The 12,197-nt window shown below is 34.5% G+C and carries 12 protein-coding genes; all 12 read right to left on the bottom strand.

Going from position 1 to position 12,197, the window contains the following annotated elements; genetic code table 11:
- Nucleotides 1-22: 22 nt before the first annotated feature.
- Entirely contained in the window at nt 23-1,123 is a 1,101-nt protein-coding gene (locus ACQRBJ_RS15035) for a glycosyltransferase family 4 protein (protein ID WP_445304109.1), read from the bottom strand.
- Entirely contained in the window at nt 1,116-1,592 is a 477-nt protein-coding gene (locus ACQRBJ_RS15030; protein ID WP_445304108.1) for an acyltransferase, read from the bottom strand. The genes ACQRBJ_RS15035 and ACQRBJ_RS15030 overlap by 8 nt, the downstream gene beginning before the upstream one ends.
- A 25-nt stretch (nt 1,593-1,617) precedes the next feature.
- On the bottom strand, nt 1,618-2,562 hold the full coding sequence (locus ACQRBJ_RS15025) for a glycosyltransferase family 2 protein (RefSeq protein ID WP_118081113.1): 945 nt from the start codon (nt 2,560-2,562) through the stop codon (nt 1,618-1,620).
- Complete coding sequence (locus tag ACQRBJ_RS15020; RefSeq protein WP_445304107.1) at nt 2,534-3,853, bottom strand: O-antigen ligase family protein; 1,320 nt, start codon at nt 3,851-3,853, stop codon at nt 2,534-2,536. Before ACQRBJ_RS15020 ends, ACQRBJ_RS15025 begins: the two co-directional genes overlap by 29 nt.
- 20 nt (nt 3,854-3,873) lie before the next feature.
- A complete protein-coding gene (locus tag ACQRBJ_RS15015) occupies nt 3,874-4,848 on the bottom strand; it encodes an acyltransferase family protein (protein WP_445304106.1) in 975 nt (324 codons plus the stop codon).
- 9 nt (nt 4,849-4,857) lie between these two features.
- Nucleotides 4,858-5,982, bottom strand: coding sequence for a glycosyltransferase family 4 protein (locus tag ACQRBJ_RS15010; protein ID WP_445304105.1), 1,125 nt, complete (start codon nt 5,980-5,982; stop codon nt 4,858-4,860).
- Nucleotides 5,983-6,009: 27 nt separating this feature from the next.
- Nucleotides 6,010-7,113 (bottom strand): hypothetical protein, encoded by a 1,104-nt coding sequence (locus tag ACQRBJ_RS15005; protein WP_445304104.1) that lies wholly within the window; start codon nt 7,111-7,113, stop codon nt 6,010-6,012.
- Nucleotides 7,110-7,862 (bottom strand): PIG-L deacetylase family protein, encoded by a 753-nt coding sequence (locus ACQRBJ_RS15000; RefSeq protein WP_445304103.1) that lies wholly within the window; start codon nt 7,860-7,862, stop codon nt 7,110-7,112. The genes ACQRBJ_RS15005 and ACQRBJ_RS15000 overlap by 4 nt, the downstream gene beginning before the upstream one ends.
- Before the next feature lie 50 nt (nt 7,863-7,912).
- Complete coding sequence (locus ACQRBJ_RS14995; protein ID WP_445304102.1) at nt 7,913-8,767, bottom strand: glycosyltransferase; 855 nt, start codon at nt 8,765-8,767, stop codon at nt 7,913-7,915.
- 68 nt (nt 8,768-8,835) lie between these two features.
- Entirely contained in the window at nt 8,836-9,954 is a 1,119-nt protein-coding gene (locus ACQRBJ_RS14990; protein WP_445304101.1) for a glycosyltransferase family 4 protein, read from the bottom strand.
- A 12-nt stretch (nt 9,955-9,966) separates the two neighbouring features.
- A complete protein-coding gene (locus ACQRBJ_RS14985; RefSeq protein ID WP_445304100.1) occupies nt 9,967-11,238 on the bottom strand; it encodes a glycosyltransferase family 4 protein in 1,272 nt (423 codons plus the stop codon).
- Between the two features lie 57 nt (nt 11,239-11,295).
- The gene (locus ACQRBJ_RS14980; RefSeq protein WP_153094299.1) at nt 11,296-12,150 is read right to left on the bottom strand and encodes a polysaccharide pyruvyl transferase family protein; all 855 of its coding nucleotides are present in this window, start codon (nt 12,148-12,150) and stop codon (nt 11,296-11,298) included.
- Nucleotides 12,151-12,197: the final 47 nt, after the last annotated feature.

The raw sequence follows: 12,197 nt of genomic DNA, 5'->3' as shown, positions 1-12,197 counted from the left end.
CTATATATCATTAAGTACTTTTTTACTTCAGTGCCTTTCTCAAGCAGAATTCCATTCGTTTTTCAAAAGCCTCCAAAGTAAAATCACTTTTGAATCTCTTCCATCCATTCTCTCCCATATTCTTTCTCAAATCAGCATCCTTTAATAGTTTTTCAATGCTGTTGGCAAGCGCTGTTGGATTATTCATTTCCACCAGATAGCCGTTTTCGCCATGACGGATGATGCTGCTGATGCCACCAACATCTGAGGCAACACATGGCAAAGCATGCTGCATAGCCTCTAACAAGACAAGAGGGAAACATTCGTTTAAGGTAGGAAGGATGAAGAAATCAGACTTTTTGTACAGATCTTCTTTCTCTTCACCATATTTCTTTCCAAGATAAGCTACTTTGTTTTGCAGATTTCGCATTTCCACTTCTTCTTGAAAACGTTGCGCATCAATCTCATTGGTTTCTGCTCCAACGAAATCACAGGTAAAATTCAACTTCTTATCATCTAGCATCTTTAAAGCATCAAGAAGTACAAGAACACCCTTAGCTATTAATAGGTTTGATAAGAAGAGGATTCTAGACGTCGTATTTTCTCTAGTGATATCCTTTGCATCAACTGCGTTACCAGGAATACCATTTTCACAAATCAGCACCTGTTCGCGTTTCACGTATTTCTTCACATCCTCATATAAGGCATCAGCCAACAGGATAACCTTAATTCCCTTAAAGAAGCTGCGATATATCCAGTCATCCAGTTTCTTGTCCTGTCGGGTTACAACACCCTTGTTATGATAATGCACAACCACCTTTCTTTCCATCAGTTTCAGAAGTTGAACCACGAGAAAGTCCTTATAGAAGGCAACGCCACAAGCTGTAGGGGTAACATATACAAGCTGTGGTCTAAAGGTAATCACCTTCAGGATGACCTTGCATAAGAGCATCATATACTTGATATACTTCATCACTCCTCCCTTACCAATATCCTGCAAGGTCTTGGCAGAAGTAAGATTGATATACTTACACTCGAAAGCCTCGTTGATAACACGGCTATCGTGAATATACTTTCCCATCATAGCCGCTCCATGTACGGGTGGCGGCAGGTGTAGGACAAAAAGAATTCTTTGTTTATTCATCTCTAATATCCTTAATTTTTCGAGCAGGAGAACCTACAATAACTGAATAATCTTCAAAATCACCTTTTACAACTGCTCCAGCACCAACTATACAAAATTTTCCGATTTTACTACCAGGAAGAATTATACAACCAGCACCTATAAAAGAATCTTCACCAATACTCACAGAATTATATGCATTTTCTGACATATTTTCAGAAAACTCACCAGCACCAACCTTAATCTTTTTCAAAAAAGACCAATCATGAGTAAGAATAATTACATTTGTAGAAATTACCACACCCCTACCCAAAATTAACCCTCCGGAAGGATCAAGATGAGAATGATAATCAATATACTCAGGATTACCAATAAATTTTATCCCAATTATCTTATAAGCTCTTATGAAAATTTTCATATACATGTTCTCGCTTATGACCTTACAAGCAATTGCTAAACAACGAAATAATATAAATATAATACGTTTCATGACTTATTAACTTTCTCAAAAATGCTTATTTTCTCCTATTATGAGGTCGAAGTTTATCCATACCTAAAATTTTTCTTATAACTTTTTGTGGCAATAAGGGTAAAATCAAAAAAGGATAGGTTTCACACTTTCTAAAATCATATTTTAAAGACAACACTGCCTCTTTCAAGGTTTCAATTCTATCAAAATATCTTAATGCTACAGAAGCTCTCATTTTATGCCATCTTGACAAATATGTTTTAAGTCCAGCAACATTATTATATTGTTTACAAAGCTGCAATAAACCTTTTCCAACTGGATCACCTATATCTTGACGTCTTGGTGGAGTATTCGTTAATACATACCCATCCCCCATATTATAAAAGCCCATAGGATGCAAAGAATAAGCGAAATTTGTTTTAACGGCAATACGGGCCCATGTTAAAAGATCTTCACCAGACTTAATCCCAACAGGGAATCCACCTATATCTAAGAGTAAATCCTTATCAACGCATGTGCAACTTGTCCAAATTGGCGGATGAGAACATGCCGCTACTTCAAAATAATTCTCCAAAACTCCATCATCCGCATTAAAAGGTATTTTACGTAAAATCGTATTCTCTTGATTCCCAGCACAACATAAAAAATAATTGGTTCCTCTTGCTTTACAATTGGGATATTTTTTTATCAAATAATTTATTGTCTTCAAATAATCTCTATTCCACATATCATCAGCATCTAAGAAAGCTATATGTTCTCCTTTAGCTTCTTCTATGCCTCTATTGCGAGCTGCACTGACACCACCATTTTTTTGATTAATCAATCGAATACGAGAATCTGTAATTTTCTTTATTTCTCCAACGCTACCATCAGTCGAACCATCGTTAACTATTACAATTTCAAAATCTTGGCAAGTCTGATCCAAGACAGTTTGGAGTGTCCCAGCTATTTGCTTTTCTTTATTATATAGAGGTATTACTACAGAAATCATTGTTTAAATCTTTAAATTTATAGAAAATTCCAAGAAATATAAATGGTATCACATATCCTTGCTGAGCATAAGTGATAACATTATCAAAGCCCATTGCAAAAAAACAAGCCATAAAAGAAGCTACAGTTAAAGCACCTGCAAAAGTTATCGATAAAAAGTCTTTAAACTTCCATGTTTCAGACAAGACAATCAAAAGCATAACTAGTGCAAAAACAATATAAATACCTAGTCCAATATTTCCAGACTCACACAACATTTGAACCCAATCAGAATGTATAAGTCCTGCACTTTTTCCTCCTACAAAATACCCCTTCAACCATGCTAAAGCTGTACCACAACCTGATCCTTGAATCTCTTTACCCTTGTAAAAACGATTCATCGTAAGTTCCCATACTGTATCACGTCCATTCATAGTAACTTTTGCAGCCCCCGCATTGCTGAGCGTTACCTTATCCGCATCTTCTCCAAACATTTTTTCTCTTACCTCAGGAATTGCAAATATGGAACCAATAAATATAATAACCATCAATGCTATATAAGGAACAGATTTACCTTTTTTATATAACATATAGAAAAAGGACAAGCCAAGTACAGAAGCACCAATACCAGTTCTAACAGCTTCAAGTACTGTAGATAATAATAGCCAAACTACCATCCATAAATACATTCGTCTATTTGTTACAAAATACATTATAACTGGAACAGGTAATAAAATAGCGAAAAAATCAGCAAGGGATGCATACGAGATGAATAGTCCACCTGAAGTAAAATTTAGAAAATTATATAAAGGACTTATCAATTTTGCTGAAACTCCACCAATAATCAAAGCATATCCACAGCATATCCAACACGTTTTTTCTAGAAATATATAGAAATCATCCTCCCTCTGAATAGCATTGTATCCTAACCAGAAATAAATATATGGAAGACAAAATTTCAACAACATCATCCACCCTTGACCAGGATAGAGGGTATATGTCATTGTATATAGATTCCAAAGAACAAATAAAGAATATGCCCCTAAAACTATATTAAAACGGAATCGAAATCCCCCTCTATATATCATAACTAAAAGCAATACAATCCACACAGCGTATTTCAGTAAAGAAAGTGGACCGAGAAACAGCATTGCTGTTAATATGCTATAGATTAAAAAACTTAGATTTTGATTGCAAACGTATTCATATCTTTTATCCCAAGGCAAAGTAACTACCATTTGCTTATTCAATGCAAATCTATAGGCAAAATAAAATGCAATTAAACCAACAACTAAATTTATTATTAAAGCCATATGATACGATTTAAAACCTATTAATAAACCTTGAAAATTGCTTTCCAATCATAATCAGCATCCTTAAACGTTTGTGAAAACCATCTAGACATGCATCTTAACAAATATGCAAAACAAGTGATTAAGACAAATACGATTGGAATATTCATAGGGAATAACGAATTCAGTTTATCTGTCATCACCCAATATTGAACAACATATATCTCAAGACATAGTCCAGATACAATCTTCACTACAGGAGCTGTATATTTATTCTCAATCAACTTTTTAACAGATGCAGAATTACACAGCTTGTAAAAATAGAATGTAATACCAAATAATGGCAACAACGTAACGATCTGTAAACTAAAGAATAATTCGCTTTTCGTTCCTGCCCACAATATTCCATAGAAAGCAATTAATGAAATAATACAGCAGATTAAATCTTTTTTAAAAGAAAAGCTAATTACCTTTACTTTACCACATCCAACCATTGCTCCTAATAACATATAAAGGAAATACAATCCCCATTTAAGATATGTATTACCATATATTAAACAATGAGAGGAATTGTCCCAAAAATAATATGCAACAAAAGACAATACCAATAAAAGCACAAAAACTGCCCTTAAATAAGCAAAAACAAATCGCCTAATGAAATAAAGGACAACATAATAAATCATGATACAGGTTACAAACCATCCGCCTCCCCAAATTATAATTTCCTGCATATTATCCTTGTTGTTAAATAAAACAGAGGCCAACAACGCCCACATGAAGACGGTAGGATAAATACGATTAATTCGACGTTTATAATAATTATCAAATCTTCGCTGTTTACTCAAGAAAAGAGTAAAACCAGAACAAAAGAAGAAAAATACATCTCCTATTGCTCCACCTGTAGCCAAAGCACTAAACTTAACATATAAGTGTGCCATGTGAGAATTTGTTATCAATATAACAGCAAAGAACTTTAATATATCAATACTTACATCTCTTTTTTTTACAGCATCCATCAGCATTTTTTATTTCAATTTAGAATATAAATCATTAAACAAATCAGCATACCGTTCAAAAGTAAACTGCTGCACATAATCATGTAAATGAGAGCGCATTTGCTCAAAATGTTTTGGATTTTCTATAAGACTACAAATCTTATTAGCTAAATCATTCACCGATTCAGGTTGATGAAGTAATCCAACATACCCTTCTCTGACTACCTCTGGTAAACCGCCGGTATTGCTAGCTACCAGCACACAACCACGAGCCATACCTTCTATTGCCGTCAAACCGAAGCCTTCGCTTCTTGAAGGCATTAACAACACATCTATTTTGTCATAATACGCTTGTAAATCTGTCTGTTTCTGCATTCCTGCAAATTCAATGTTTTTGCCAAGCTGCAATCTATTAGCATCTTCCTCCATTTGTTTCAGCAAGGAACCATCCCCTACCACCAACAAACGAACATTCTTATGCTTGTCATATACTTTGGCAAAAGCAGGAACAACAAGATCCATACCCTTGATATGCTCCAAACGACTCACTACACCAATGGTTACAATATCCTTATTTTCTCTTTTTTTATTAGCAATCTGGATATAACCAGGCAAAGCATTATATATGGTATAATGCGCATGAGCAGGAATACAACGGATGGAAGAATCAAATAAAGAACAACTCCCAAAGAAGTTCTTCTCTGCCCTTAGTGTAATACAGGTAAAAGCTCTCAACACATGACTCTGCAAAAACTTTAACAGTTTCATTGCTTTTGCTCCATAAACATCAGCATTGGTATGAGCTGTCGCAACGATACTTTTCTGCCCCATCAGTTTTAACAGGATGATGGGAATGGCACCAGGTGCCATATACTGTACATGCACTACATCAGGTTTAAAAGATAATTTAATCTTCCATAAATTCTTTAGAAGGAATATGATACCCTTCACTCCTCCCACTCGTACTCCGTCTTTTGAAAAGAGTACCACTTTACTACCCGCTTCTTCATACAGCTTCACCATATTTTCGGTGTGCTCAAAGTAGCAGGCTGTTGTCACCTGATGTTCCCCCTTCACTAATGCACGCACCAGATTTAGGGTCTGTATTTCCGTACCTCCAGTCAAGAGACACGGAATTGCTATTAATACTTTCATGAATTGCTAAATAAGTAAATATCGCTTCTATCGTTTTCCTGATATTTTATGCTTATAATAAGCCAATACAGGACCTAAATCAGAGAAGCAGATATTGATAAAACATCTAGTACGAAGAAAATCTTTCAGCCAATGCCAAATAGTGATATCACCCTCTTTTACATAAAGTAAATCGATACTATAGTTCATCATATAAGTTTTACGGAATTTTTTCCAATTTATCTTCTTGGAAGCATCCACATAATATGCATGAAGATTTGCACCGGCACATGTTGATGCGTATGCTAAACCTTCATTTCTGAAATTAACCTCCATAAAATAGTTTTTACCTTCTTTTGTATGCAAGAACTCCACACTAAACGGTCCATAATAGCCCGATACACGAAGGAAATGCTCTATCTTTTGCACATCAACATTAAAGCTATCCATATTCTCAAAGACACCAAAGGCACCAGCACCAACTAATCTTGGCCAATGGCGATACTTATGAATAGCACCACCCATTACAACACCTTGATTGGTACTTACACCTACAGCGTCTATCTCGTATTCTTTTTCTATAAATTGCTGCAAGAGAAACTTTTGGCAATGGCTATTTTCCTGCAATGCTATCTTTAGCTCTTCTATATTTTTACAAATATGAATATCCTCTTTTGCGCCCTTGCTGCTTACCAAAGGCTTGGTAAGTAAAGGAAATACCAAAGATATTCCATCCAAAGAAGTCTCCCTATCATAAACAACAGATTGAGGAACATCCAAGCCACATTGCTTTGCCAACTCACATTGTGCAGCCTTATTAAACAAATTACCAATCTGCTTACCTCGGCAAGGAGTCAGAAACCATTCAGAAAGTTTTGCCTCACGAGCATCAACCCATTCTGCTGCAGCATCAAAGGTTGTCATCAGATACTGACCTTTAACATGAGATAACTGTTCTAACAGAGACATACATTCATCTAGCTCCGATACAACATATAGGTTATTAGCTTTCAGATACTTGCTATATTTTACATAGCATGTATCCTCATGGCATACTAAAATCAGTACTTGCGCAATGTGAGCTTCTCCGAAACTTCTGACAGCACTAAGCGTATTATGCGTAGAATCACCTATAATAATTACCTGATTCATTTCACTCTAAAATATAATTCCTTATCCCATTTGTTTGCCCAAAGAAACACCGGAGGCAATACTCCACTCCATGGCTTGCCACAAGGAGCCTTTGGTTCAATATAAACATCAATTGCTTTCAATTTTACGGCATGCTCTTTCTTATTCATTCTAACAAGACAAGCCTGTTTCCAATCAATCTTCCAACAGTTATAGAACCAGAACCATACACAGTATTCATACTGCTTGGCGTTGGGGCAAATCTTATCAAATAAGTGAGATACAATATTGCTCGTAGTTACATGATCCGACCAACCTTCTCCATTTTTATGAGGATAGAACACAGATACATCATCCTGCCCATCCACAAGTTTTTGTAAAAGATTAGAAAGTTTCTTTGTTTGAGAATCACTCTCTAGAACTCCACCATCTGGATAATCCAAGAAATGGATATATTCTTGAGACAACCCATATTCTTTCGCTGCACGAATAGTCAACTGTCGGCGCTGACGAATCAACTCGTTTTCATCAATATCACAACAGCCAGCATGACTTTTACCACCACCCGTCATGATAATCAATTCTACTCGCTTTCCCTGCGCTATCAAACGCTGCATCAAACCACAACATCCAAACACCTCATCATCAGGATGAGGGGCAACAATGACTGACAAATTTGTTAAAACCGGGATAGTTGAATTCTTCGCCTTAAATCGAATGGCAAAAATACGAAGATTTCTAATATATTCCTTAACACACTTCAAAAGCATGACTCTGACTTCATTTTTTATTTTGTAAAAAAAATAACACTAAAATAAGGCTATAAGACTTGAGCAATAGCATACTTTATAATGCTAAATTTTCTCTTTGATAACCCATACCCAATTAATCGCCTAAAATATTTCCACTTCCAATATTTAAAATAAGAAATAGCATTTTTATCTAAAGACCTATTATTGGGAATTTCTTTAACTTGATAACTATAATCATGCAACAATCTCTTATCAAGCATCATATCATCTAAATGACCTGTTTCAGAAAACCGATGTACACGATAAGATGCAAGTGGCTTCAATACACCCACAATATCTGTAAATTGACCTACTCTATAAAAGAAGTCATCGTCTGCGATATGACCAGCCTCTGGTCGATACTTACAAACATCAAAAATACTTCTATGGGTCACTACACCTGGACATCTATGAATATGAGGATTTCCTATATGCTGATAAGCATTTATATATTCAGACGCAGTATATCTTATCATACTTCCATCACAATAATCAGGAGTATAGAAAACCTCTCCATTTTCGTCAATATTGCTACAAGGAACAAATAGATGTTTTATATCAGGATATATATTTAAAGCATGCTCTATCTCCTCTAAAAAGTTAGGAGCAAAAATATCATCTTGATGTAAAATCGCTATATAATCCGACGTACAATACTGTATTGCATTGTTCCAACCATTTACAAATCCGGACGGTCCATTAGGATTAATATATATTTTTATTTGACTTTTATATTTTTTACAAATAGCTAACGTATCATCTTTTGAATTATCATCTGAGATAATAATTTCATCAGCTTTTCTTGTCTGTGCTAAAGCAGACTGTATTGCTTTTTCCACAAAAAGCATACCATTATACGTAGGTATAACTATTGAAAATGTCATCTATTTTATTTCTTTTTATTACACTAAATGGATATACACTAAAAGTATCGAACCTAATTTAGTTATTATTAAAGTTTTAATAGAGTCTTATAGTATGAAACATATTTATCAGCACATACATCCCAGGTGAACTTAGCTAAATGTTTTCTACATGCACTCATATCCAGTAACTGAGACTTATCCTTAACATCTATATATTTCATCATTTCATAAACAGAATCTACTGTGGTATCCTTAAGATAGAGAGCCACATCACCTCCTGCCTCTGGAAGACTACTATTATTTGCGGAAACTACAGGAGTCTCACAACTCAAGGATTCCAATATAGGGAAACCAAAACCCTCATACGAAGATATTAAAAAAGAGCAATGAGCGTGGCTATATAACTCAATTAAATCCTCATCAGATACATTTCTACAGACTATAATATTATTACTTTCTATCAAATCCATATAATCATCCAAAGATTCTTTTAATGGATTCAATAATACCAGTTGTCTCTCTCCATTATTTTCCTTATACATTCTATAAGCTGCCAATAATACAGGAAGATTTTTCCTCGGATGGTTACATGATGACGAAAAGAAATATGAAGGTGTTATACGATGTTTTTGCAAATAATCATCACACATAGAAGGCTTGAATTTTTCTTGATTTACCCCCCAATATATTACTTCTATTTTATCAGGGCTAACACCCGCAAACTTTACTATATCGTTTTTTGTTGCTTCAGAGCAAGTTACTATAGACTTACAACGAACAATATCATCTTTTAGTCTTTCAAAAAAGTCACCATCAGTATTCGGCCACATTTCCGGAAACTTGCAAACAGCAAGATCATGAATTGTATAAATTGTTTTATCTATACATTCAGGAACTTCTGCGGTATTATTAGGCATGTGCAATAAATCATATCTAACGAACCATCTTTTCATTTTCAGAAAATTGGTCACCTTTCTAAACAATGGTCTATCTGGCATATAGAAATGCAGATTTTTAAATAGAAAATCCTTTTTGGGAGAAACGCCTTTAGTACTTTGAGAAAAGAGAATTATCTCGAAAGGTAGATCCTTTTTATTTTGCAATGCATTTAATAATTCATAAGTACTTCTGCCTATACCCGATATAAAACCCTGTATATAGAGAGGAAGGATAGTCTTTGTATCAATTAGTATCTTTTTCTTCATCATTTAAATGGATTACTTAACAACCGTATTATATATATCTTGTAATTGTTTACAATGTTCATGCAAATACACTACAGTTTTCGGACATTGCTCAGACATTTTTGGTATCAATGCCTTATGAGCAATAATTTCCTCAATTTTTGCTTTCATTGCACTTGCATCGTTGGTTGGAACCAACCAGCCATTTACTCCATCTTTAATCTGTATTTCTGCACCACCGCAACGGGTTGCCAATACAGGTTTACCCATAGCTAAAGATTCTGAAATATTCAGTCCAAAAGCCTCCATAAAAGAAGAAGAAGAAATATGAAAATCTTTTATAGTTTGATAAACTTCTGTAGGAGGAACTTTACCATGCCAAACTATTCTCTTGTCCTTAGCATATTGCTTTTGCAGCAGTTTCATATATTTTTCTTCACCTTTATTTCCACTACCACCTATCAAATGTAGTTCTATATCAGGATTAAGTACCTGATGGAATGCATTCAACAGCACATGAATGCCTTTAACATAACAGATTCTACCTACATAGAAAAATTTCAACTTTCCTTGAATTGGTGTAGGTTCCTGAATTGTTATATCAGGCATCGGTATGCCATGTGGTACAACTTTTAACTTTTCCTTATTTAGTCCTCTCATCGTCATTGCATCTGCCATGGCATAAGAAGGGGCAATCATAAGAGTACATTTTTCAATGATTGTATTCCACTCTTGTTTCTTACGCTCAATAGCAAGAGCTACTCCACCAATAGGGGATATAAAAGGCACAAAAGGTTTATTTTGCAACCAATGCCCTAATTTAACATACTCGCTATTAGACAATAGAGATACAAGTGGATACCAATATAATCCCGTACGAATATTGCGAAGACAACATCTTGTACAATTATTGATACTTACGTGCTTATAACAAATTGCGTCATCACAATCCAACAAAGTACCAGCTGGACATAAAATACCTCCATGATGGGAAGTTACCACTACAGGTATATTTTTTCTCTTACCTATGCTACATACTAATGCTTTATGACTATGGGTATGTATTACATCAGGATGAAGTATATCTATTACCTTTTCTATATCCTCATCCAGTCCTGTACCAATTTCATATAGCGGAATACCTTTATACTGCTTTGCTTTCACTTCATGATGAAAGCTGACAAAGGACAAAACACATACATTTATCTGCATGCTGATCATTTCATCCACAATGTTCTTAACATAGACTTGACCTCCTCCGTATGTGGAAAAGAAATCACCCGATGCGACTTGCAAAATTTTCACGATTCAAACTTAATTAGAAATTCATTCATATTCACCACATTAAACCTATATAATATATCATCGCTGCCTTTGCTTAATAATATGTGCGAACTGCCGCATAACTTCATCTAACGCTTTTTGGATTTTCTCTATTTTTTCTACTGGCTTAACAGTAGCTAATGCTATCAATTGATCTTTTCTTTCATTTCCTCTCATGACAAAAGGATTATCTTCCAAGCCCAATGCAGAATAATAATCTTCAAATTTATAATTGCATGCAGGATATGCAAAAGTATCATAATCCACAATTCTTATATTAGGAATATGATAAGCATCAGCAATGATTAAACCATGAAGAGAAGATGAAGCTATATATTTACACTGTTTTATTTGTTTAATAACCTTTTCTGGAGATTGCAAAACATTAATAATTTTAACTTTCGGAAATGAAGCTAAACGAAGAAACTTCTCATTATACTCATCTACGAAATGCGGAATGACACCTAAATCATATTTTTTTTCTTCAACATTAGGAAAGACATAAGGCATTATCAATCCAGTATCTCCTAAAATACATGAAGATTTTTTTGAAAAATTATGCAATGTTTTGCTGCCTCTTAAAGCAAGTACCTTTGCACTAGGAAAATTATACTTTCTGTCATCACCGCCTGTTCCTATTATATATCCTTCATAGGAAGGAGAAAGCCATTGAAGAATTGATCCAGCCATAATAACATCTGCTTTTTCCATACTCGTTACATAATAAGGTGTTAGTCCATAATGCTTCAAAGTGGAAGGTTGCAGACAATCTCCAAAATTATGCAATCCTCTTCCCCAATGTACCTTTACATGATTTTTCCGATATTTTCCTAATATATAGAAAGGAACACGAATAAACAACAAGTACAAAATTTCTTTAACCTGTATATTCATTTTTATTTTATAATTTATTTTTTAATGAAATACTAATAGCCAGGCGA

It is taken from the genome of Prevotella sp. SGI.167, assembly GCF_050313615.1.
Lineage (GTDB): Bacteria > Bacteroidota > Bacteroidia > Bacteroidales > Bacteroidaceae > Prevotella.
This window is presented reverse-complemented; position numbering and strand designations above follow the sequence as displayed.

What these genes read in the sequence shown, in the direction of transcription:
- ACQRBJ_RS15015 (WP_445304106.1), bottom strand. Translation starts at nt 4,848, where the DNA reads ATGGATGCTGTAAAAAAAAGAGATGTAAGTATTGATATATTAAAGTTC.
- ACQRBJ_RS14995 (WP_445304102.1), bottom strand. Translation starts at nt 8,767, where the DNA reads ATGACATTTTCAATAGTTATACCTACGTATAATGGTATGCTTTTTGTG.
- ACQRBJ_RS15030 (WP_445304108.1), bottom strand. Translation starts at nt 1,592, where the DNA reads ATGAAACGTATTATATTTATATTATTTCGTTGTTTAGCAATTGCTTGT.
- ACQRBJ_RS15005 (WP_445304104.1), bottom strand. Translation starts at nt 7,113, where the DNA reads ATGAATCAGGTAATTATTATAGGTGATTCTACGCATAATACGCTTAGT.
- ACQRBJ_RS15035 (WP_445304109.1), bottom strand. Translation starts at nt 1,123, where the DNA reads ATGAATAAACAAAGAATTCTTTTTGTCCTACACCTGCCGCCACCCGTA.
- ACQRBJ_RS14980 (WP_153094299.1), bottom strand. Translation starts at nt 12,150, where the DNA reads ATGAATATACAGGTTAAAGAAATTTTGTACTTGTTGTTTATTCGTGTT.
- ACQRBJ_RS15025 (WP_118081113.1), bottom strand. Translation starts at nt 2,562, where the DNA reads ATGATTTCTGTAGTAATACCTCTATATAATAAAGAAAAGCAAATAGCT.
- ACQRBJ_RS15000 (WP_445304103.1), bottom strand. Translation starts at nt 7,862, where the DNA reads ATGCTTTTGAAGTGTGTTAAGGAATATATTAGAAATCTTCGTATTTTT.
- ACQRBJ_RS15010 (WP_445304105.1), bottom strand. Translation starts at nt 5,982, where the DNA reads ATGAAAGTATTAATAGCAATTCCGTGTCTCTTGACTGGAGGTACGGAA.
- ACQRBJ_RS14990 (WP_445304101.1), bottom strand. Translation starts at nt 9,954, where the DNA reads ATGAAGAAAAAGATACTAATTGATACAAAGACTATCCTTCCTCTCTAT.
- ACQRBJ_RS15020 (WP_445304107.1), bottom strand. Translation starts at nt 3,853, where the DNA reads ATGGCTTTAATAATAAATTTAGTTGTTGGTTTAATTGCATTTTATTTT.